Below are 22,044 nucleotides of genomic sequence, written 5' to 3' on the forward strand. Positions count from 1 at the left end.
CCTTATTCGACGCGTGTTAGTGGCTCTGCTCGTGGTTGCCGCCTCGGCGGCACCCGCGCACGCCTCGCCCGGCGACCGGATCCAGGACCTGGGCGTCCCCCTGCAAGACGTGCTGCTGATCGGCGGCACCGTCGCCCCCGGGCCGGACGGCAGGACGGTGCTCTGGGGCGCCTCGTCGGGCGCCCCCGCCCACCTCAACGCCGTGGACCCGGCCACCGGAGCCGAGGTCGCCCGCTACGACCTGCCGGAGGCGGGCGGCTCGTGGGCCGTCGAGGCCACCCCCGACGGCAGCGTCTACGTCGGCTCCTACGGCGACGGGCGGCTGTACCGGTGGACGGCCGCGGGCGTGCAGGACCTGGGGCGGCCCATCGCCTCGGAGAACTTCATCTGGTCGGTCGCCGCCGGTGAGGGCGCCACGGTCTACGGCGGCACCTCGCCGGGCGGCCGGCTGTTCGGCTACGACCCGGCCACCGGGGTACGCGACTACGGCAAGCTGTCGGCCACCCACGCCTACGTCCGCAGCGTGTCGGTGACCGGCGGCAAGATCTACGCGGGCACCGAGGCGCCCGCGAAGGTCTTCGAGGTCGACGTCGCCAGTGGCCAGTCGGTCGAGCTGCCCACCCCGCCCGGCCTGGACCCGGTGGGCAAGTGGGCCTACGACGTCAACGCCGTCGACGGCTACCTCTACGTCCGCTACGGCGGCGCCACCCCCGGCCCGCTGCACGTGTGGGACATCGCCGCCCGCCAGTGGGTGGACGCCCTCGACCAGGCGCACGGGCTGGACGTCTCGCCTCCCGACGCCGAGGGGCGAATCTACTTTGTAAAGGGCGGCGAGCTGGTCCGCTACGACCCGCGCACCCGCACCGTCACCTCCACCGGCATGCCGTTCACCGGCCGGGTCTCCAACACGCGCGGCATCGGCTGGGCCGAGCTCGGCCTGCCCGACTACCCCGGCAAGAGCATCGTGGGCCTGCTGTGGCGCGGCCTGATGTTCCGCTACAACCCCGAGACCGGGGCCAGGAGCTTCGTGCAGACCGGCGTGCGCGGCGAGCCCATCGACGTGACCGCGATGTCGGAAGGGCCCGACGGGCGCGTCTACCTGGGCGGCTTCCTCAACGGCGGCTTCGCCGCGATCAACCCGCAGAGCGGGGAGCGGGAGGAGTTCCACACCTTCTCCCAGAGCGAGGACATGACCACCCACGACGGCAAGCTGTACGTCGGCGCCTACCCCGAGGCCCGCGTGTACGGCTACGACCCCGCGCTGCCGTGGAACAGCACCGAGTACTCTCCCAGCCCGGAGCCGGGGCCCGCGGCCAACCCCGCGCGGCTCTTCGACTTCGCCGCCGACCACCAGATCCGGCCGCGCGCCATGGTCTCGGCGGGCCGCTACCTGGCCGTGGGCACCATGCCCGACCTGGGCCACCTCGGCGGCGTGCTGGCGCTCTACGACGGCGAGAACGTCACGTCGCAGCGCCACGTCATCCCCGACCAGAGCATCGTCTCGCTGGCCTACCGCGACGGCGTCGTCTACGGCGGCACCTCGATCTACAGCGGCCAGAGCGCCACGCCGCCCACCCAGACGGAGGCCAGGCTCTTCGCCTGGTCGGTGGCGCAGAACAGGCTGCTGTGGGAGATGGTCCCGGCGCCCGGCAAGCCCGCCATCCCGGCGCTGACGTTCGACGACCGCGGCCGGTTGTGGGGCATCGCCGGCGGCGAGGTGTTCGGCGTGGACCCGGGCAGCCGCAAGGTCGTGTCGCGGGTGACGCTGTCGGCGTCGAAGAGCGCCAGTGGTCAGCTGGCCTTCAACCGCCAGGACCGCAAGCTGTACGGCGCGCACGCCGGCCAGTCGCTGTTCTCGCTCGACCCGCGCACGCGCCGCCATGCCGTACTGAAGGAAGGACCTGTGCACCACCTCGCGGTGCACAGGTCGGGGGACGTCTACTTCGCCGAGGGTTCCCGGCTGTTCCGGCTTCAGCAGATCCGGTAGGTGTAGAAGTTCTCGTTGCGTGACAGGTACAGGTGCCCGTCAGGGCCCTTGAGCAGGTTGGAGATCGGCCGGGCGATGAGGCTCAGCGCCATCGTCGCCCGGTCGATGCGGTAGGCCTTGCCCTGGACCTTGCCCCACAGGTAGCCGTTGTGGAAGACGATGTTGGTGTCGAGCCACACCTGGACGGCGGTGGACCAAGGGTAGGTGCCGTGCTTGGAGACACGCAGGGTCCGGCCGGTGGCCGGGTCGACCTCGTAGAGCGCGTCGGGGGTCAGGCCCCACAGCCTGCCCTGGTCGTCGAAGGTGATCGAGCCGAGCGACAGGTCGCCCTCGACCGGGACGGTCTGCCACTTGAGCGCGTCGGTGGCGATGTCGTAGGCGAACAGCGTGCCCTGTCCCTGGGGCGTGCTGATGCCGCCGAAGGCGCTGGTGGCGCCGTAGACGACGCCGTCGCGGTAGGCCAGGCCGATCACCGACTGGCCCGGGATGATGCCGCGCCTGACCCTGAGGGCGCCGGTCGCGGGGTCGAGCAGGCTGAGCGCCCCGCCGAGCGTGCCGGACTTGGGCACGGTGCCGAAGGCCAGCCAGTCGCCCGCCGAGACCATCGCGAACGGGCGGTCCTGCTCCTGCTCGCTCAGGTTGGCCAGCAGTTTCGGGGTGCCGTTCTCGAACTCGTAGATCCGGGCTCCCGGGTAGACGCCCAGGTAGAGCTTGCCCTTGTGGGTGGTGATGCCCTCGCTCTGGCCGACGTTGGGCCAGAACTGGGACTCGCCGGTCGCCGGGTCGTAGGCGGCCAGGCCGCCGGTGAAGAAGCCTCCGCCGTAGACGCGGCCGTCGGGGCCGTTGCCGAGGGAGCGGATGCTGACGGGCTGGCCGGTCAGCGTGCCTTCCAGGAGCCTGCCCTTGCCGCTCTTGCGGTCGTAGTGCCAGAGGCGGCCCGTCGAGCCGGTGCCGATGAGGGTGTCGCCGACCCAGCCGAGGGTTCTGGCGGCGCCGCCGTAGTCGGTGAATCCCAGCTTCGTGATCGTGCCGGTGATGAGGTCGTATCTGACGAGTTCCTCGTGCTGGAAGAGGTAGGCGTGGCGCCCGTGCCTGCCGCCGCCGACGGTCAGGCTGTCGACGTCGTCGACCACGTCCTTCCAGACGCGGCGCTCCAGGTCGTAGACGCCCATGGGGTTGGTGCCGTCGCTGCGGCCGAAGCGCACGAGCAGGTGGCGGCCGACCACGTCGAGGTCGTAGGCGTAGCCGCTGCCCTGCACGGGCGGGTCGATGACGGTCGTGCCGGTCTCGCCGACCACCGCGATCTTCATGCTGGAGGCGCCCATGCCGGCGTAGAGCGTGCCGTCGGGGCCGACGGCCAGGTCGCGGACGAACTGCTCGCCGGGCACCGGGTTGCCCAGGTCGGTGGTGGTGCCGGTGGCGGGGTCGTAGCGGAACAGCTTGCCGCCGGGGGAGGTGCCGCCGTAGACGGCGTCGGCGGTGGCGGCCACGGTCCACACGAAGGTCTCGGTGGCGATGGGGATGCCCAGTTCCACGACCTTGTCCTGGTCGGGCAGGTAGCGGAACAGGCGGCCCATCGCGCCGGCCGTGGCGTTGTAGCTGCCGACGTAGACGCTGTGGTCGGGGGCGACGGAGACGGCCCACGAGCCCAGGGCGAGCGGCAGCGGTCGCTCGGCGATGAGGCTGCCGTCGAGGGCGTCGCGGATGCCGAGCTGGGCGGGGCCGGAGGCGCTGGAGGTCACCGAGTAGACGCGCGGGCCCGCCGGGTGACTTCGGTCGAGCGCGGTGCCCGCCGTGGTGGCGCCGGTGAGGGGGAGGGTGCCGAGGGTGGAGAAGCCGCAGCCGGTCGGTGGAGCGGCTGATGCGGATTCGGCCTGGACCGCGCTGGTGAGGGAGAAAGCTAACAGGAGCACTGCCAGCTTGGGGAGCATGCCATCCTCCAAAGGATCGATGATACGGTCTTGACCGTAATCTTCGGCGGAGGGCCTGGCAAGGGCGTCAGGCCGTCGTGACGATCTCGTCGGCGCGCTCCCGGGTGCCGTCGGCGGCGAACCACTCGCGCTCGGCGGCGAACCAGGTGCGCCACTGCCGCTCCAGGCCGGGGCCGTCGCGCTCGGCGACCCGCCGCCACCGCACGGGCTCGGGGGCCTCGACCCACACGGTCCAGGCGAGCAGGTGGGCGGCCGAACGCCTGGCCGTACCGACGCCCTCGATGAGGAGCACCGGCGCGGGCGGGACGGTCACCACCTCGGCGTAGGCGTCGCGCACCCAGTCGTAACGGCGGAAGCTCCCCGTACGGCCGGCGGCCAGCGGGACGAGCACCGCCCGCTCCAGGGCGGGGAACCAGGCGCCAGGCCCTTCGTCCCAGGGCACGGGGAAGTCGTCGCTGCGCACCACCTGCGCGCCCAGCTCCTCGCCGAGAGCCAGGGCGAAGGTGGTCTTGCCGGATCCCGCGGGCCCGTCGACGGCGACCAGCCGCGCCGGTCCGCACGACGGAGCCAGGGAGCGGATGCGGGACGCCAGCTCGGCGAAGTTCACCATCGGGCCGATCTTCCCACGTCAGGACCGGCCGGAGCCGCAGCGCCGGGCATGAGGGATGATGGTGGCTTCGACCCACGTGGAGGCTGACCTTGCACGGACCCCTCGGTGACATCGTCGTCCTTGATCTGTCTCGCGCGCTGGCGGGCCCGCACGCCGCCCAGATGCTGGGTGACCTGGGCGCCAGGGTGATCAAGGTGGAGCATCCCGACGGCGGGGACGAGTCACGGGGATGGGGACCGCCGTTCGCCGGACCATCGGGTGATATTTCGACCTATTTCCTGGCGGCCAATCGCAACAAGCAGTCGATCGCCGTCGACCTCAAGACCCCCGAGGGCAAGGAGCTCATCGAACGGCTCGTCCGGCGCAGCGACGTGCTGATCGAGAACTTCCGCACCGGCGTCCTCGACAGGCTCGGCTTCACCGTCGGCAGGCTCCACGAGCTCAACCCGCGCCTGGTGATCCTGTCGATCACCGGCTTCGGCCACGACGGCCCCGAGGGCGGCAGGCCCGGATACGACCAGATCGCCCAGGGCGAGGCCGGCCTCATGTCGCTGACCGGTCCGGGCCCCGGCGAGCCGTACCGCGTGGGCGCCTCCATCGCCGACCTGCTGGCCGGGATCCACGGCGCCTACGGCGTGGCCGCCGCGTTGTACGAACGCGAGCGCACCGGACACGGCACCGTCGTGCGCACCTCGCTGCTGGCCGCCGTGACCGGCGTGCACTCCTACCACGGCACCGCCTGGACCGTCGGCGGCCAGGTGCCCCGCGCGGGCGGCAACCACCACGCCTCCATCGCTCCCTACGGCGCCTTCCGCTGCGCCGACGGCATGATCCAGATCGCCGTCGCCAACGAGAACCAGTGGCGCAAGGTGGCCGCCCTGCTCGACCTCGACAAGCCCGGCTACGCCACCAATCGCGAACGGTTCGCCCACCGCGACGAGCTGATCGCCGACATCGAGAAGGCCCTGGCCGCCCACGACCGCGCCCACTGGCTGGAGCGCCTGGCCGAGCTGGGCATCCCGGCCGGGGCCATCCGCTCGATCGACGAGGTCTACGCCTGGGAGCAGACCCGCTCCCAGGGCCTGCTCGTCGAGGTCGAGCACCCCGTGCTGGGGACGATCGAGCTGCCGGGTCCGCCGCTGCGCTTCGACGACCACCCCGGATTCCACCACACGGCGCCGCCGCAGCTCGGGGCCGACCGCGACGCCGTCCTCGACTGGCTGGCCAGGGCCGAGCAGGAGGCGGCATCGGGGGGCGAGCACAGATCCACGGCCGCGGACGAAACCGAGGGGGGCAGGTGAGCCGTCCCGACGCGCGCACGCTGATCGCCACGGTCCTCGACGACGGCTCGTGGCGCTCGTGGGACGGCCCGATCGCCGACCCGGCGCCGCCCGGATCCTCCTACGCCGAGGAGCTGGCCGCGGCTCGCGCCAAGTCGGGATGCGACGAGTCGGTGATCACCGGCGAGGGGCTGCTCGACGGGCGGCGGGTGGCCATCGTGGTCAGCGAGTTCGCCTTCCTGGCCGGGTCGATTGGGGTGGCCGCCGCCGACCGGATCGCCAGGGCGATCCACCGGGCCACCGCCGAGCGGCTGCCGCTGCTGGCCGCCCCGGCCAGCGGGGGGACCCGGATGCAGGAGGGGGCGCCCGCCTTCGTCCAGATGGTCAAGATCACGGCGGCGGTCCAGCTGCACCGGGGCGCCGGGCTGCCGTACGTGGTGTACCTCCGGCACCCGACGACCGGCGGGGTGTTCGCCAGCTGGGGCTCGCTCGGCCACGTGACGGCCGCCGAGCCGGAGGCGCTCATCGGCTTCCTGGGCCCTCGGGTGTTCGAGTCGCTGCACGGCTACCCCTTTCCCGAGGGGGTGCAGACGGCGGCGAACCTGTTCAGCCACGGGCTGGTCGACGCGGTGGTCGACGCCGCCGACGCGCGCGCCGTGGCCATCCGCGCCCTGAACGTGTTGTGCCGCGACGACGCCTTGACCGAGCCCCGGCCGGAGGAGCCCGAGGAGGACCTGCGGCCGGTCGAGGCGTGGGAGGCCATCACCCGCTCCAGGCGCGACGACCGGCCCGGCGTGCGCGCCCTGCTCAAGCTCGCCGCGCGCGAGGTCACCCCGCTCAACGGCACCGGCGAGGGCGAGCACGACCCCGGACTGCTGCTGGCGCTGGCCAGGTTCGGCAGCGCACCCGCCGTGGTCCTGGGCCAGGACCGGCGCAGGCAGCGGGCCATCGCGCCCCTGGGTCCCGCCGGGCTGCGCGTGGCCCGCCGCGGCATGCGCCTGGCCGCCGAGCTCGGCCTGCCGCTCGTGACCGTGATCGACACCGCCGGCGCCGCGTTGTCGAAGGCGGCGGAGGAGGGCGGGCTGGCCGCCGAGATCGCCCGCTGCCTGGCCGACCTGGTCATGCTGGAGGCCCCCACCGTCTGCCTGCTGCTCGGCGAGGGCGCCGGTGGCGGGGCGCTGGCGCTGCTGCCGGCCGACCGGGTGGTGGCCGCGCAGCACGCCTGGCTGTCGCCGCTGCCTCCCGAGGGGGCCTCGGCGATCCTCTACCGCAGCGTCGACTTCGCCCCGGAGATCGCCCAGGCCCAGCGGGTGCGCGCGACCGACCTGCGCGCCGCCGGCATCGTCGACCGCGTCGTCCCCGAACGTCCCGACGCCGCCTACGAGCCGCGCGCGTTCTGCGAGCGGGTGGGCGCCACCCTGGAGTACGAGATCGCCGGGCTGCTCGCCCGCGACCCGGCCGAGCGCCGCACGGCCCGCCTGTCCCGCTACAGCTAGGGCCCGCTCACTGGGGGTGCAGCCGCTCCTTCTCGCCGTCCCCGTGACCCACGGCGATGGCGGCGATCCGCGCGTCACGCGGGTAGCGCAGGAACCAGAGCCGGTACGCCGCCCCCGGTGGCCGCACGAAGCTGCCGGGGAAGCGCCGCCCGTCGGCGGCGACCGCGGTGACGGACGTCCAGCCCTCGCCGGCCGCGCCGTACCTCGTGACCTCGGCTCCCTCGGGAAGGTAGGTGGTGATCCTGGCGCCCGACGGGCCGAGCGCGTCCTGAGAGGAAGGCACGCAGCCCAGCGTGCCGCAGACCTGCCGCCCCTGGCCAGGCACGTCGGCCCACCAGAGCCGGAAGGGCCCGCCTACGGAACCCTCGCTGCCGGGCACGGTGACCGGCTCGCCGATCCGCCACCTGGTGAAGTACTCCTCGTCCACCTCGGTGCGCACCCGCCACAGCTCGGTGCCCGACGCGTCGAGGCCCGCCCAGGAGGTCATGGCCGTCTCCCCGTCCGGCAGGGCGAACAGGGCCAGCCCGAGCCCCCAGGGATCGGGCACGGTGTCCACCCCCTTCTCGCCGTCGTGGAAGGTGACCGTCACGTGGGCGGTCGCCCCGGAGACGACGCCGAACAGCAAGCCCTCGCCGGGGATCAGGCGCGGCGTCTGGACGGGGTCGAGCGGGGTCCTGCCGAGCGGCATGCCCCGGCGGGTGAAGAGCACGTCCTCCGGCCCCTCGGCGCGATATGCCAGGAGCCCGCCCGGCAGGGTCAACGCCGGGTCCGCCGGCGCCGGGGGATCGGGCAGCGACGCGCGCCTGAGGACGGCCAGCTGCCCGCCCTCCGCGCCGGTGAACCGGATCTCGCCGACCTGGTCGGCGGCCTTCAGCGGGATCGACCAGATCGGCATCGGCGCCCCGGGCGGCTGCTCCATGCTGCCCTCGACCACCGATCCGTCCCTGGTCAGCGCGGTGACGGTGGCAGGCTCCCCGCGGAAGACCCCGTAGTCGACGAACTCCTCGGCACCCGCCACCTCGGTGGTGCCCATGTACAGGGCCTGCTGCGAGCTCAGCTCGAAGCCCGCGGTGATCCGGCAGCCGCCCGAGCGCGGCCTGTCGATGCGGAAGCACACCTCCACCTCGCCCTGGCGCCCACGGGCGAACCACAACTCGACCCCGGAGGGATCGTCCAGGGTGACCGGCCCGCCCAGGGGGCTGCTGCCTGCCGTGAGCTGGTCGATCACCGGATCCGCTGCGGCGTCCGGCCGCGGCGGATCGGTCCGCGACACGGCGGGCGCCACCAGGGCGGCCGCCACCGCGACGGCCAGCGCCGCCGGCAGCCACAACCGCGCGCGCCCGCCCCGCTCGGTGCGGCGGCGCACCTCGTGCCAGGCGCCGGGGCTGATGTCGTAGGTCTGCGCCCGCGCGTGCAGCGCCGCGCGCAGGCGCTCCTCGATGTCGTTCACAGCGTTCCCCTCAGGGTGGCCAGGGCGCGGCTCATGTGGGTCTTGACCGAGCCGGCGGAGACTCCCATCGCCTCGGCGATCTCCCGCTCGGACAGGTCGAGCCAGTAGCGCAGCACGAGCGCCTCGCGCTGGCGGCGGGGCAGGCGGTCGAGGGCGCCGAGCAGTTCGCGGTGCTGCTCGGCCACGAGCGCCTGGTGTTCCCCGCTGGGGACCGGCTCGGGGGGTTCCGGCCTGCGTAACCGCGCGATCCGCAGGTGCCGTATGCGGTTGCGGGTCAGGTTGCAGACGGTCGAGCGCAGGTAGGCCAGGCTGGAGCCGGCGTCGCGCAGGGTGCGGCGGTGCAGCCGGGCGAAGGCCTCCTGGGCGATGTCCTCCGGGTCGTCGGCGCCGAGCAGGCCGGCCAGCCGCACCATGGCGGCGTACTGCGAGGCGAACAGCTCTGCGAAGGAGGGGGTCTCGCGCGCCACCGTCGGGGATTCCATCACGCTCTTAGAGACACGCGAACCGCGTGTGCGTTGACACGGGTTAAGGAACGGGTATCCGCTCCACCCTGATGGAGAAGACCTCCTCAGCTGGGACGATCACCTCGTAGGCGCCGTGGTCGACCATCCAGTAGCCCAGGGCCTCGGCCTTCATGCCGCTGTGGCCGAGATAGGCGATGTGCAGGCCGCTTTCGTCCTCGTCGAGGACCACGCAGGGCTCGCCGCCGAACGCGCCGACCGTGCGCACCAGCACCAGCCACTCCAGCTCCGAGCGGTGCACGCCGCGCCGCCAGTAGCCCGAGGCCTGCTCGAAGCCGTCGCGTTCCGACTCGCTGAAGAGCACGACCTGGTCGCTGTCGGGCCCGAGCGCCGCGGGGAAGCTGTCGTCGCCGTACTTGGCCACGAAGCCGTTGGAGATGATGGCGCTCATGCGGCCGGCCGCCAGGTCAGGCCGTCGTACTCGGCGAAGGAGCGCCACCGCTCGCCGGTCACGTGCATGATCTGCGCCCCCGCCGGGATCGGCATGGGCATGGTGTGGAACTGCGGCACGACGTGGTCGCGCGAGGTGGTGAATCCGTTGCCGGCGAAGGGGGCCACGTCGCTCCAGTCGCCGCCCATGTGCGGGCCGTACGGCACGGCGTAGGTGTCGACGTCGCGGGCGTACCAGCGCATGACGTACAGCTCCGGCACGGCGGCGGTCAGCTGGCTGCCGTCGAAGGACAGGTCGAGTCCGTGGTAGAGCTGCTTGGGCGTGGTGAGCCTGGCGCAGTCCTGCACGCGGTAGACGTAGCCGGACACGATGGTGCGCTTGCCTGACAGGTAGGGCACCAGCAGATGCGGTGGCACCACTTTCTGCATCTGCGTTCCGCTCACGATCCCTACTTTACGATCTGTTGACTCCCAGCACGCGGTGTTCCAGGCACGGCAGTGTTCTCCGGGCCGAAGCCGTCAGTTCCGGGTCTATCCGTACAAGCTGAACGCCGGCTCCACTGCCCAGATCCGCGCGGACCACGCCCAGCGGGTCGACGAGCATGCTGCGCCCGATGCCGAAGCCGTCGGGCGACTCCTGCGGGTTGGGTGCCTGCCCGACCGCGGCGGTCCACATGGTGTTCTCCAGGGCGCGGGCACGCACGAGGGTGATCCAGTGGTCCTCCTTCAGCACGCCCGACCCCCAGGCCGCGATCACCGCGAACAGGTCGGCGCCCTGGTCGACCAGGGCGCGGGTGAGCTCGGGGAAGCGGATGTCGTAGCAGGTGACCAGGCCGACGCGCAGCCCGGCCAGCTCGACGACGGTCGGCCGGTCGCCCGGGGCGACGAGCGACGACTCCGAGGCGCCGAAGGAGTCGAACAGGTGGATCTTGCGGTAGGCGGCCTGCAGCGCGCCGTCGGCGTCGAGGGCGACGGCGGTGTTGTGCACGCGGTCGTCGCCCGGCTCGAACACCCCGGCGATGACGGCGATGCCGTGCTCGCGCGCCGCCTGGGCCAGGCCGGTGACGAAGGGGCCGTCGAGGGGCTCGGCCAGCTCCGTGATGCGCGTGCCGTACCTGGTGAGGGTGGCCTCGGGGAAGATCGCCAGGTCGGCGCCGCGCGCGTGGGCGAGCGCCTCCTGAGCGCGCTTGAGGTTGACCGAGGGATCAGGGGAGACCGGGATCTGGCACAGGGCGATGGTCGTCACGTCGGAAAGATACCCGTTCGAGCCTCGTCAGACAGCGCCAGACCCATTCCAGGGGGCCGTAACGGAAGGCGCGCAGCCACCACCAGCTGATCAGCGCCTGCGCGACGATGGTGATCCCGGCCACGACCAGGACCGGCTGGGTGACGAAGGTGATGACGACGGTGCCGGAGACGTAGTTGGTCAGCGCCATGCGGCCCATCGGCTCGAAGATCCGCATGCGCGGCAGGAGCAGGAAGCCGGTGGCGTAGGCGGCGGCGCCCGTGAGCGCGCCCAGGCTGTAGAGAGTCCACGAGCTGAGCGGCGCCCCTTCCGGCTCGGCCAGCCACAACCAGGTGAAGGTGGCCGACATCACCGCCGACAGGGCGAAGGCGGGCAGCAGCCACCGGCGTGAGGGCCGCAGCTCCATCACGGCCATCCCGGCCAGCAGCAGGCCGGGGATGAGCGCGGCGCCTCCGCCGACCCGCATCCCCGCCCACAGGGCCGCCGCCGACAGCAGCGCCACCAGCGGCCCCGGCACGAACGACGCGGGCAGCAACGCCACCGCGCCCCACACGGCGTAGTCGGTGAGCACCTCGCCCGGGTAGTACATGCGCACGATCAGCCCGAAGCACAGCAGCCAGACCAGCCGCCGCAGCAGCACCCAGCGCGAGCCGGTGCGCAGGATGAGCACGAAGCTGACGCCGAACAACGCCGAGAAGATCGGGTAGAAACGGCCCTGGAACAGCGTCTCGATCACCGGGTCCGAGGTCTGGCTGTGCTGCCAGGTGTTGACCAGCATGATGCCGCACACCGCGAAGCCGCGGAGCGCGTCGAGCTCCCGGATCCTGCTCACATCGCCCAGACGAACCACCATATGAGAAATCCGGCGCCGACGACGGCCGAGGTGATCTGCGGCCATCGCCGCCTGAAGCGCAGCGACAGCGCCGACAGCAGCACCGACAGGATCGCCAGCCACGTGACCGGCCACACCGCCGCCGGCACGCCGAGCGCCAGCACGACCTCGTTCTCCTCCAGCTGGCCGTAGACGATCTGGAGGGTGAGCCCGGCGAAGGCCAGGCCGCTGAGCCCGGCGAAGGCGGTCAGCGCCCAGCCGTGCCCGCCGCCCGCCACCAGCTGCAGCACCGCGATCAGGGCGAACAGCGCCAGCGGCGCGGCCAGCCACGGCTCGCTCATCAGCCGGTACGGCGCGGCCGTCAGGTGCACGTCGCCGGCCTCGACCCGCTCGTAGGGCGCGGGGCACGGCGCCGCCGCGGGTGCGGCCGGGTCGGCGACGAAGGCGGCGATGGTGCGCTGCCCGCACACGCTGGTGAGGAAGACACCGTGGCCGACGCCGGGGAACTCCACGAAGCGGGCGGCGGGCAACCGCCCGGCGGCCGGCCTGGCCGTACGGCTGGGCGTGGTCGGGTCGAGCGTCCCGGAGACGACCAGCACCGGAGCCTCGGTGCTCGCTTCGGCGGGTTTGCTCGCCTTGAGCTTCCACTCCTTGCACGTGCGCCTGTCCTCCAGCGCGGTGAACAGGCGCGGCTCGGCGGCGAACTCGTTGAACGGCACCTCGTCCTGGCACTGCACGGCGTGGTAGAGGCCCCAGTCGTAGCTCGTCAGCGCCGGCGCCGCCCGGTCGAGGATCGGCTGGAGCACCTCGCGACGTCCGTGCTCCAGAGCGTCGATCAGGGCGGGCAGCGCCGCGGCCACCCGGGCGTCGCGGATCGCCTCGCCCAGGATGGTCATCAGATCGCCCCCGCTCAGCGTGAGGGTGAGCCTGCCCTCGGTCAGCGGGTCGGGCGCCTCGACGAAGAGCGGCGCGGCGTCGAGGCGGGCGGCCAGCCGCTCGAAGCGCTCGCGCACGCCCAGCGCGGCCATGACGTCGAGGAGGTTGCGCTCGGCGTCGTCGTACCAGGCGACACTTTCGGGCAGGAAGGAGTCGAGCACGACGGCGCGGGTGCCCTCCGGGTCCAGGGCGGCGGCCCGCAGCATCGAGCGGGTGGAGTAGCTGACGCCGAACAGGTTCCACTGCGGGTAGCCCAGCGCCTGGCGCAGGTCCACGACGTCGGCGGCGATCTCCTCGGTGGTGTAGCCGCGCAGGTCCACGCCCTCCTCGCGCAGCCGTCCCAGGCAGGTTTCCGGAGGAGGCTCGCCGGAGCCGGAAGGCGGGATCAGGTGGTCGAGGAGACGCGTGACCGCTTCCGGGCAGCCGAGGCTGGGGCGGGAGAAACGGCTGCCGCGCTGCTCCAGGGCGATCACGTCGCGGTCGGGGAACATCTGGCGCAGCGTGCCGATGAGCTGCGATGTCGCGGCGCCGGGCCCGCCCGCGGTGAAGACCACCGGGTCGGACTTGCGGCGGATCGAGGGGGAGGAGAAGCGGGCGAAGCCCACCTTGATCGTCTTGCCGGGTCTGTCGCGGCGTTCCGGCACCACCAGGAAGCCGCAACGGGTGCCGCTCGGCACCGCGACGGGGCAGCCGCCCTGCCATTCGATCTCGGGCGGGGCCGCGGGCGCGGATAACAGGAACGACAGCGCGAGCACAAGCCGGGAGATCACGAGGTGAGCCTAATATTCTGGCCACGTGAGTACTGATAGCGCCACGCCGAACCCCCTCGTCGCCCGGATGCGCGGCTTCGGGACCACGATCTTCGCCGAGATGAGCGCGCTGGCCGTCCAGACGGGTGCGATCAACCTGGGCCAGGGCTTCCCCGACACCGACGGGCCCGCGTCGATGCTGGCCCGCGCGGCCGAGGCGATCGCCTCGGGCGCCAACCAGTACCCTCCGGGGCCCGGCGTCCCCGAGCTGCGCCAGGCCGTCTCCGACCACCGACGCGACCACTACGGCCTGGCCTACGACCCCGGCGGCGAGATCCTCGTCACCGTCGGCGCCACCGAGGCCATCGCCGCGAGCGTGCTGGCGCTGTGCGAGCCGGGCGACGAGGTGATCGCGTTCGAGCCGTACTACGACTCCTACGCCGCCTCCATCGCGCTGGCCGGCGCGAGGCTGGTGGCGGTCACCCTGCGGCCGGTCGAGGGGCGTTTCACCTTCGACCCGGCGGAGCTGCGCGCCGCGATCACCCCGCGCACCCGCGCCATCCTGGTCAACTCGCCGCACAATCCCACGGGCACGGTCTTCACCCGCGACGAGCTCACCGAGATCGCGGGGCTGTGCCAGGAGTTCGGGCTGACCGCGATCACCGACGAGGTCTACGAGCACCTGACCTTCGACGGAGCCGAGCACATCCCGCTGGCGACCCTGCCCGGCATGCGCGAGCGCACCGTCATGATCTCCTCGGCTGGCAAGACCTTCTCCGTCACCGGCTGGAAGACCGGCTGGATCTGCGCGCCCGCGCCGCTGGTGCGCGCGGTCCAGACGGTCAAGCAGTTCCTCACCTTCACCTCCAGCGCCCCCTGGCAGCTGGCCGTCGCCCACGGCCTGCGCCACGAGCTCGACTGGGTCGCGGGCCTGCGCGCCGAACTGGAGGGCAAGCGCGACCGCCTCATGGAGGGCCTGCGCGCCGCCGGATTCGAGGTGCTCAAGCCGCTGGGCACCTACTTCGTGCAGACCGACATCAGGCCCCTCGGCCACACCGACGGCCTGAAGCTGACCCGCGACCTGCCCGCGCTGGCCGGCGTGGTCGCCATCCCGACCCAGGTCTTCTACGACCACCCCGAGCGCGGCAGCCACTTCGTGCGTTTCGCCTTCTGCAAGAAGGACGAGGTGATCGACGAGGCGGTGGCCAGGCTCAAGGTCCTGGGCCGCTGACTACGTGCATTTACCCTGGTGGCGCGGGAGGCGCTCGCCTACCGTTGACCGATGGCACGCGCCCTCCTGCTCACCCTGCTCCTCCTCGCCGCCCTGGCCGCACCCGCCGTACCCGCCTCGGCCCAGGCGCCGGGCTGGCGCCACTCCTACGCCGACCCCACGCCCGACGGCCGGTTCACCGACATCGTCACCACCGGGCCCAAGGACGGCTGGGCCGTCGGTACGGCAGGCGAGAAGCTGCTGCTGGCCCGCTTCGACGGCGTCAAGTGGGTCCAGCAGACGGCGCCGTCCACGGCGGCCCCCGCCGGCTCCGCCCCGAGGCTGGCCGCCTCCGGACCGGCGAACGTGTGGCTGATCACCACGCAGGTCCACCGCTTCGACGGCAAGGCCTGGCGTCGGGTCGGCGCGCTCCCCGCCCTGGACGAGGTCCTCGACGCCGAGACCCGCGGCGCCGCCGACCTGTGGATCGCCGACGGCGACGACACCCTCGCCCGCTGGAACGGCAGCACGTGGAGCACCGTCAAGCTGCCCGCCCGCGCGCGGACGCTGAGCCGCTCCGGCCAGGCCCTGTGGGCCGCCGGCTACCGCACCTCGGGACCGGGCGTCGGCAAGGACATGGAGGCCCAGCCCGCCGCCATGCTCCTCAAGGGGACCACCTGGACGCTGACCCCCACCCCCACCTACCGCTTCGCCATCCCCGCACCCGAGGCCGAGGCGCTGATCCACCACATCGCCGGCGCCTGGGCGGTGGGCGAGCACACCTTCAACCACGGCGAGGTCGAGCCGGAGCCGACCGCCACCTCGATCCTGCTGCGATGGGACGGCAAACGCTGGTCCAAGGTGAAGATCCCGGCCCGCGAGAAGTACTGCTGCCCGCGCGTCGCCGACGCGGGACCGGGCCGGATCATCTACGCGACCAGCGGCTACGGCCTCAGGCAGAGCTGGTTCGTCCGGCCGGGCGCAGCCCCCGTGGCGCTCACCCCGCTGCCCGCGCTGGCCGGCGCGCCTGGCAAGCAGTTCACCTCGATCGAGGCGATGGCCGCCGGGGGATGGGCGGCCGGACAGCTGTCCGCCAGCGGCGGCTGGCGCCGCGCGGTGATCGTCCGGGCGACCGGATGACGGCGTCGCCCTCGCGGTCATAGGGTCGACTCGTGCAGGCTCTGGACCCGGCCGACCCCCGCGAGATCGGCGCCTATCACCTGACCGGCGTGCTGGGCCGGGGCGGGCAGGGCTCGGTCTACCTCGCACGCACGCCGGAGGGCGGCCAGGTGGCGGTCAAGCTGCTGCACGCCCGCGTCGGCGACGGCGAGGCGCACCGCCGCTACGTGCGCGAGGCCGACGCCGCGCGCAGGGTCGCGCCGTTCTCCACCGCCCGCGTGATCGACGTCGGCGTGGCCGCCGACCGGCCCTACCTGGTCAGCGAATACATCCCGGGGCCGTCGCTGGAGATGCTCGTGCGCGGCGAGGGGCCGCGCGCGGGCAGCGGGCTGGAGCGCCTGGCGGTGGCGACGCTGACGGCGCTGGCGGCCATCCACCGGGCGGGCATCGTGCACCGCGACTTCAAGCCGAGCAACGTCATCATGGGTCCCGAGGGGCCCGTGGTGATCGACTTCGGCATCGCCAGGGCGCTCGACCACACGACGACGCACTCCATCGTCGGCACGCCCGCGTTCATGGCGCCCGAGCAGTTCCACGACGGGCGGCTCACACCCGCGGCCGACCTGTTCAGCTGGGCGAGCACGATGGTCTACGCGGCGACCGGGCAGCAGGCCTTCCGCGGGCAGACGTTGCCGTCGCTCATGCACGCGATCCTCACCCGCGAGCCCGACCTGACGGCGGTGCCCGGCGGGTTACGGCCGATCCTGCAGGAGTGCCTGGCCAAGGAGCCCGAGGTACGGCCCGCGGCCGAGGCCCTGCTGCAGCGCCTCCTCGGCGAACCGCTCACCCTGAAGGCCCCGACGCTCCCCGGCCCCCGCCGCCCCGCGGACCCTCGCCCCGCTGAGAGCCGTCCCGCTGAGAGCCGTCCCGCCGAGAGCCGTCCCGCCGACCTCCGCTCCGCCGACCCCCGCCCCGCCTGGTCGACGGCGCCTCCCACGCGTTTCGTCACCTCGGCTCCCGCCACCCCGTCGCCCGCGCCCGGCGCCCTGCGCCTCCCGTCGGTGCCGGTCGCGGCGAGCGCGCTGGTCCTGGCGATCCCCGCCGTCCTCGCCTCGCTGATCATGGCGCTGCTGGCCCTGCGCTTCGCCGTCGACGGCGAGACCATGCCCAGGTTCGGCTGGACCCGCTGGGAGACCATCCGCAACGTGGCCCTCCTGCTCGCCGTCCCCGCTCTGGCCGCCGCCCTGTGGCGCGCCGCGGTCGGCGTCGCCGTCGCCGTCGTCGGCCTGACCGCCACGGTCGCCCTGCAGCTGGTGTGGGACTTCGCCTTCGACGGCTACGAGGTGATGCCCCAGCTGATGGCGGGCGCGACCGCGGCCATCCTGCAGGGCCTGCTGTTCCTCGCGGCCGGGCTGCTGTCGGCGCGCGTGAGCGTCACCGCCTGCGCGGCAGGTGCGCTGGCCGGGCTGACCATGCTCGCGGGCGACCTCGGGTGGATCGCGGGTGTCATCACGGAGCAGAGCGACACCGCCTACTGGCGAATCGTCCTCGCGGCGACCTGTGTGAGCCGCGGCCTGGCGGCCGTCTGGCTGGCGCTGATCACCGGAGTGCTGCTCGCGCGTGCCGTACGGGCCCGCGGCACGCGGGCCTAAGCCTCCAGGAAGCGCAGGACCTCTCGCAGGAACCCGTCGGGGTCGTCGAAGTGGATCAGATGCCCCACCTCGATCGTCACCAGCTGGGCGCCGGGGATCAGGTCGGCGACCGCCGGGGAGTCGACGTGGCTGGCAGAACCGCCCGACAACACCAGCGTCGGCGCGGTGATCTGCTTGAGCAGCCCCGGCCAGGCCGGGTCGGAGCGGACGAACTGCTCCTCGGTCGCGAACATCATCGCGTGGTCGAAGCCGGTCCACTCCTCGGAGGGCACGAGCGGGGGCCGGTGGGGGTGCGGCAGCGGCGGGGGAGGGTCCTCCAGCACCAGGCGGCCGACGCGCGAAGGGTGCGTGGCGGCCAGGAAGTAGGCGACGACGCCGCCCAGCGAGTGGCCGACGACCGCGGCCTGCTCGACGCCCATCAGGTCGAGCAATCCCGCGATGTCGTCGGCCATCTCCTGGAAGGCGTAGTGTCCCGGCCAGGCGCTGTCGCCGTGGCCGCGCATGCTCACGGCGTAGACGTGGAACCGTTCGGCCAGAGGGCGCACCACGCCGTTCCAGTCGTTGTGGTTGGCGGTGCGGCCGTGCAGCAGGACGAGCGGTGGAGTGGTCGAGGAGCCCAGCTCGCGGTAGTCGAGGGTCACACCGTTCACCGTTGCAGTCGCCACTCGACCCACCTGTCCACGATCTCGAAGCCCATCATCTCGTTGATGGCCAGCATAGGGCGGTTGGAGTCGGCGTTGCCCGTCAGGATCTTGGTGATCTCGGGCCGCTCGGCGCGCAGCAGCTCCAGGTTGGCCAGCTTGACCAGCAGGCCGAGCCGGTGGCCGCGGTGCTCGCGCAGCACCGTGGTGTCCTCCTGGTCGGCGTAGCCGTCGTCGCGGTCGTCCTCGGCGAAGATGCGGGTGAAGCCGGCGACCTGGCCCGTCGCGGCGTGGCGGGCGAGGGTGACGTAGGCGCGCTCGCCGCTGCGCGCGTACGCCTCCTCGTACTGGCGGACGCGGTCGACGTCCCACACCATGTCCTCCATGCCCGTGTCGCCGACCGGGGCGTCGTTCATGCTCTCGGCGAGCGTGACCAGGTCGGGCAGGAGGTGCTCGGGCGTGGGGCCTGACCACTGCTCCAGGGTGTAGCCGTGGCTGTGCCGTACGGCCTCCGAACGCAGCCGGTCGAGGTGGTCGTCGGCGAGCCGGCCCAGGTCCAGGCAGCGGATCGCCTCCGGCATCGCCTCGGTCATGCCGAGGGCGCGGGCGAACGGCACCGCCGGGCCCGTCACGCTGGAGGAGGCGATGACGGTCTTGCGGTCGCACCCGTCGAGCAGGTGGCGTGCCAGGGCGGTGCCGACGCCCTGGCGCCGGTGCCCGGGATGCACGGCCAGGTTGGACAGGCGTGCCAGGTGGGTGTTGTCGGCGAGCGGGCGGATCAGGCCCGCGCCGCCGATGATCGCCCCGTCGCGCACCGCCACCACGACCCGGACGTCGCTGCCGCTCCAGCCGGTCGTCGCCCACACCGTGAAGCGGCGCAGGCCGACCGGTGGGAGGGGACTGCCGGCGTGGGCCGCGCAGAAGACGGCGTGGAACTCGGGGATACGAGCGGCTTCGAGCGGCACGATGTCCATGGGGTCAGGAGACACCGGCGCGCCGGGCGCGGTCCACCGGTTTTCCGCCTCAGCGCGGTGGCAGGTCCGCCGCGGTCGGGGGCTGCGCCCAGGCCGCCTCGAAGGCCGCGGGGTCGGGGTCGGCCAGCACGGCGCAGGCCAGCCAGTGCTCGCCCGGCGGGTGCTCGCCCAGCAACGACGGCAGCCCGGTGCGCGGCACGATCAGGTTGGTGTTGGGATCGACGACGATCATCTCGCCCGCGCGCTCTCCGCCCAGGTCGACGATGCCGCTGACCCCGGCCCTGGCCGAGCCCGCGCCGGCCTCGACGACGGCGCCGTTGCGGTCGGCGGCGAAGCCGCCCTCGGCGCTGTGCACGGTGCGGTCGCAGGTCAGCCGGTGCACGCGCAGGTGCCAGGGGGCATGCGGGATCAGCCAGGTCTCCACCTCGACGCCGGGCATCGGGCTCCACCGCGAGTGCACGACGTGACCGTCGATCTTCGACTCCGACTCCTCGCGCACCCGCCAGTGGCGTCCGTCGTCCGACAGGGCGAGCATGCTGTCGGCCGCCGCCTGCCGCAGGCCGACGGAGCCGGTCGGCACGCTGAAGCCGAAGTGGGAGGAGTAGGCGAACTTGGCGTACTTCTCGGCCACGTGACGCGGGTTCCAGCTCGCCCACTGGCCGCCGCACAACGCGGTGACGTGCGGGCCCGCCATCATCACCATGCGCGCGTGCGGCAGGGCGTGCAGCGCGGGCACCTCGGGCATCGCCTCCTCCTCGGCCTGCCAGAAGGGGTGCTCCTCGGGCAGGGCGAGGGGCAGGAAGGCCTTCATGGCCCAGTACGGCGAGCCGGGGGAGTTGTAGGCCTCGGCCATGTTGAGGCAGGCGTAGCCGTACCCGATCGACAGTGTGCCGTCGGTCTGGAAGATCGGCCTGCCGCGCCACCAGCGCAGGTGGCGCAGCAGCAGGCCCTTGACCTGGCCCCAGGGCAGCGCCTCGACCCCGGCGAAGGCCAGGGCGCCCCAGAAGGCGGCCTGGGCGAAGCGGTAGGTCAGGCTCCTGCCGTACGGCACGGCGGCGCCGTCGGCGGCGAACCAGGTGGCGAAGTCGCGGGCGAACGCCTCGGCGCGCTCGCGGAATCGCGCCGCGCGCGGCGTGCCGGGCCGCAGGCCCGCGTAGATGAGGCCGTAGAAGTGCATCGCGAACGGGATGTAGTAGTCGCGCTGCTCGGTGGCGCCGTCGGAGTACCAGCCGTCGGCGAGGTAGAACTCCTCCAGCCGGTCGAGCGCCTTCTCGGTGCCCTCGGGGTCGTGGGGCGCGCCCACGTTCTCCAGGCCGAGGTTGACCAGGACGCGGAAGAAGTGCCAGTTGTTGTCGGCCGGGGTGCGGTGGTTGATCTGGCCGAGCCAGGCGGCCAGCCGCTCCTGCGCGGCCGGGCGCAGCGGGGCCCAGAACCGTTCGGGCGCCAGTGCCAGCGCGAAGCCGATCGCGGCCATCTCCACCAGGCGCTGGTCGTGGTCGCGCGCCTCGCCCCAGTATTCGGCGTGGCCCGGGTCGCTGCCGCTGGTCAGGCCGTCGAGGTAGACGGGCCAGTCGGCGTACTCCCCGCCTCCGGCGGCCAGCGGGGCCAGCCCCCACAGCGGGCGGGCGAACCCCTCGAGCTCGGCCGCCTCCGGGTCGAAGTGGGCGGCGGTGGTGCCGACCTTGACGCGGGCGCCGCCGGGGCTGTGGGTCAGGGGCTCGCAGAGCGCGCGGACGGCGTCCTGCAGGTCGTCGCGGGTACGGAGGGGGTTGTCCATGGGCTCGCTTTCACGCGGTGGCGGGGATGGAGGCGGGGGTGCCGCGCAGGAGTTCTTCGACGACGAGGGTGGCCGCGCCCATGGCGACCGCGTCGGCTCCCAGGCGGCCCAGCACGATGGGCACGGGGGGGAAGGAGCTCATCGTGTTGGCGGCGGCCGAGGCCTGCACGCGGGCGAGCTGCGCGCCGCCGAGCATGAGTCCCGCCCAGCCGCCGATGACCACGCGTTCGGGGTTGAGCAGGTGGATCACGTTGGACAACCCTATGCCGAGCAGGTCGGCGCTCTCCTCCACCACCGGCGAGCCCTCGCGGATCAGGCGGGCCAGGGTCGGCTCCTGGTCGGCGGCGTCGGCGGTGATCCCGGCCCTGTCGATGATCGACTCAGCGCCGACGTAGGCCTCCAGGCAGCCCTGGCCGCCGCAACGGCAGGGGCGGCCGCCCGCGACGATCTTCAGATGGCCGAACTCCCCGGCCGCGCGGCCCGCGCCGCGGTAGATGGAGCCGTCGGTGACGAGCGTGCATCCCACGCCCGACCCTATGAAGACGACCACGGCGTCGCCGGCGTCGCGGGCGGAGCCGAACCACAGCTCGGCCTGGCCCATCGTCTTGGCGCCGTTGTCGACGAACAGGGGCAGCGAGGTGCCGCGGCGCAGCAGGGCGCCGAAGGGCACCGAGTCCCAGCCGAAGGTGGTGGCGTGCACGAGGGCGTCGGGGCCGCCCTCGACGATGCCGGGCACGCCGACGCCGATGCCGAGCACCTTGTCGTACGGCACGGCGGCGTCGGCCACCACGCTGTCGACGCCCATGAGCAGGTGGCGCGCCACCAGTTCGGGGTCGTGCCTGGCGGTGTGCAACGCGTAGTAGGCGCTGGCCCGCACGGTCATCGCCAGGTCGAACAGCTCCACCCTGACGTGGGTCTCGCCGACGTCGACCCCGACCACGTAGCCGTAGTCGGGGTTGACCCGCAGCAGCACGCGTGGGCGCCCGCCGTCGGAGTCGACCTGGCCGGACTCCACGATCATGTTCTCCGCGAGCAGGTCGGCGGTCAGGGTGCTGACCGATCCGGCGCTCAGCCCGGTCGCGGCGCTCAGGGCGTGGCGGTTGGTCTCGCCGGCGAAGTACAGCTCCCTCAGCAGCATCGCGCGGTTGCCGCGGCGCAGGTCTCGGACGGTCTTACGTTCAGACCTGCTCATGGATGCAACCTTTCACGACGCGAGGATAGATGACCGCGCTGTTACCAAAGC

General features: G+C 73.0%; 19 protein-coding genes. 6 read left to right on the plus strand and 13 right to left on the minus strand.

Annotated elements, in window-relative coordinates:
* Nucleotides 1-13 precede the first annotated feature (13 nt).
* Nucleotides 14-1,987, plus strand: a complete 1,974-nt coding sequence (locus tag HNR30_RS29900; protein ID WP_181613400.1) for a PQQ-binding-like beta-propeller repeat protein — start codon at nt 14-16, stop codon at nt 1,985-1,987.
* On the opposite strand, the gene HNR30_RS29905 is transcribed toward HNR30_RS29900, so the two are convergent.
* Both HNR30_RS29905 and HNR30_RS29910 read right to left on the minus strand, forming a co-directional pair.
* Nucleotides 1,972-3,918, minus strand: coding sequence for a ligand-binding sensor domain-containing protein (locus tag HNR30_RS29905; protein ID WP_181613401.1), 1,947 nt, complete (start codon nt 3,916-3,918; stop codon nt 1,972-1,974). The genes HNR30_RS29900 and HNR30_RS29905 overlap by 16 nt on opposite strands.
* Before the next feature lie 67 nt (nt 3,919-3,985).
* Nucleotides 3,986-4,528: a uridine kinase family protein gene (locus HNR30_RS29910; RefSeq protein WP_181613402.1), complete on the minus strand. Its 543-nt coding sequence runs from the start codon at nt 4,526-4,528 to the stop codon at nt 3,986-3,988.
* Between the two features lie 89 nt (nt 4,529-4,617).
* On the opposite strand from HNR30_RS29910, the gene HNR30_RS29915 reads away from it, so the two are divergent.
* Both HNR30_RS29915 and HNR30_RS29920 read left to right on the plus strand, forming a co-directional pair.
* Nucleotides 4,618-5,829 (plus strand): CaiB/BaiF CoA transferase family protein, encoded by a 1,212-nt coding sequence (locus HNR30_RS29915; RefSeq protein WP_181613403.1) that lies wholly within the window; start codon nt 4,618-4,620, stop codon nt 5,827-5,829.
* A complete protein-coding gene (locus HNR30_RS29920) occupies nt 5,826-7,304 on the plus strand; it encodes a carboxyl transferase domain-containing protein (protein ID WP_181613404.1) in 1,479 nt (492 codons plus the stop codon). The genes HNR30_RS29915 and HNR30_RS29920 overlap by 4 nt, the downstream gene beginning before the upstream one ends.
* Before the next feature lie 7 nt (nt 7,305-7,311).
* Here HNR30_RS29920 and HNR30_RS29925 read toward each other — a convergent pair whose 3' ends face one another.
* The 7 genes from HNR30_RS29925 to HNR30_RS29955 are packed head-to-tail and all read right to left on the minus strand — an operon-like array spanning nt 7,312 to nt 13,449.
* Nucleotides 7,312-8,754, minus strand: a complete 1,443-nt coding sequence (locus HNR30_RS29925) for a hypothetical protein (RefSeq protein ID WP_181613405.1) — start codon at nt 8,752-8,754, stop codon at nt 7,312-7,314.
* On the minus strand, nt 8,751-9,236 hold the full coding sequence (locus tag HNR30_RS29930; RefSeq protein ID WP_181613406.1) for a sigma-70 family RNA polymerase sigma factor: 486 nt from the start codon (nt 9,234-9,236) through the stop codon (nt 8,751-8,753). Before HNR30_RS29930 ends, HNR30_RS29925 begins: the two co-directional genes overlap by 4 nt.
* A gap of 43 nt (nt 9,237-9,279) precedes the next feature.
* On the minus strand, nt 9,280-9,666 hold the full coding sequence (locus HNR30_RS29935) for a UCP033725 family protein (RefSeq protein WP_181613407.1): 387 nt from the start codon (nt 9,664-9,666) through the stop codon (nt 9,280-9,282).
* Nucleotides 9,663-10,109, minus strand: a complete 447-nt coding sequence (locus HNR30_RS29940; protein ID WP_312894732.1) for a hypothetical protein — start codon at nt 10,107-10,109, stop codon at nt 9,663-9,665. The genes HNR30_RS29935 and HNR30_RS29940 overlap by 4 nt, the downstream gene beginning before the upstream one ends.
* A gap of 10 nt (nt 10,110-10,119) precedes the next feature.
* On the minus strand, nt 10,120-10,911 hold the full coding sequence (locus HNR30_RS29945; RefSeq protein ID WP_181613408.1) for a carbon-nitrogen hydrolase family protein: 792 nt from the start codon (nt 10,909-10,911) through the stop codon (nt 10,120-10,122).
* On the minus strand, nt 10,871-11,743 hold the full coding sequence (locus HNR30_RS50345) for a DUF418 domain-containing protein (RefSeq protein WP_181613409.1): 873 nt from the start codon (nt 11,741-11,743) through the stop codon (nt 10,871-10,873). Before HNR30_RS50345 ends, HNR30_RS29945 begins: the two co-directional genes overlap by 41 nt.
* Nucleotides 11,740-13,449 carry an alpha/beta fold hydrolase gene (locus HNR30_RS29955; RefSeq protein ID WP_181613410.1) on the minus strand — a complete coding sequence of 570 codons (1,710 nt, stop codon included), beginning with the start codon at nt 13,447-13,449 and terminating at the stop codon, nt 11,740-11,742. Before HNR30_RS29955 ends, HNR30_RS50345 begins: the two co-directional genes overlap by 4 nt.
* Nucleotides 13,450-13,474: 25 nt before the next feature.
* On the opposite strand from HNR30_RS29955, the gene HNR30_RS29960 reads away from it, so the two are divergent.
* From HNR30_RS29960 to HNR30_RS29970, 3 genes are read left to right on the plus strand one after another with little or no spacing between them, the layout of a single operon-like run.
* Nucleotides 13,475-14,659 (plus strand): pyridoxal phosphate-dependent aminotransferase, encoded by a 1,185-nt coding sequence (locus tag HNR30_RS29960; RefSeq protein ID WP_312894733.1) that lies wholly within the window; start codon nt 13,475-13,477, stop codon nt 14,657-14,659.
* A 51-nt stretch (nt 14,660-14,710) separates the two neighbouring features.
* Nucleotides 14,711-15,778, plus strand: a complete 1,068-nt coding sequence (locus HNR30_RS29965; RefSeq protein WP_181613411.1) for a hypothetical protein — start codon at nt 14,711-14,713, stop codon at nt 15,776-15,778.
* A gap of 32 nt (nt 15,779-15,810) precedes the next feature.
* A complete protein-coding gene (locus tag HNR30_RS29970) occupies nt 15,811-17,409 on the plus strand; it encodes a serine/threonine-protein kinase (RefSeq protein WP_181613412.1) in 1,599 nt (532 codons plus the stop codon).
* Here HNR30_RS29970 and HNR30_RS29975 read toward each other — a convergent pair.
* The 4 genes from HNR30_RS29975 to HNR30_RS29990 are packed head-to-tail and all read right to left on the minus strand — an operon-like array spanning nt 17,406 to nt 21,993.
* Entirely contained in the window at nt 17,406-18,050 is a 645-nt protein-coding gene (locus tag HNR30_RS29975) for an alpha/beta fold hydrolase (RefSeq protein ID WP_181613413.1), read from the minus strand. The two genes, HNR30_RS29970 and HNR30_RS29975, sit on opposite strands and share 4 nt — an antisense overlap.
* 5 nt (nt 18,051-18,055) lie before the next feature.
* Nucleotides 18,056-19,024 carry a GNAT family N-acetyltransferase gene (locus HNR30_RS29980; protein ID WP_181613414.1) on the minus strand — a complete coding sequence of 323 codons (969 nt, stop codon included), beginning with the start codon at nt 19,022-19,024 and terminating at the stop codon, nt 18,056-18,058.
* 49 nt (nt 19,025-19,073) lie between these two features.
* Nucleotides 19,074-20,801 carry a DUF2264 domain-containing protein gene (locus tag HNR30_RS29985; protein ID WP_181613415.1) on the minus strand — a complete coding sequence of 576 codons (1,728 nt, stop codon included), beginning with the start codon at nt 20,799-20,801 and terminating at the stop codon, nt 19,074-19,076.
* A gap of 10 nt (nt 20,802-20,811) precedes the next feature.
* Nucleotides 20,812-21,993, minus strand: a complete 1,182-nt coding sequence (locus HNR30_RS29990) for an ROK family protein (protein WP_181613416.1) — start codon at nt 21,991-21,993, stop codon at nt 20,812-20,814.
* Nucleotides 21,994-22,044: the final 51 nt, after the last annotated feature.

The organism is Nonomuraea soli, assembly GCF_013761175.1.
Lineage (GTDB): Bacteria > Actinomycetota > Actinomycetes > Streptosporangiales > Streptosporangiaceae > Nonomuraea > Nonomuraea soli.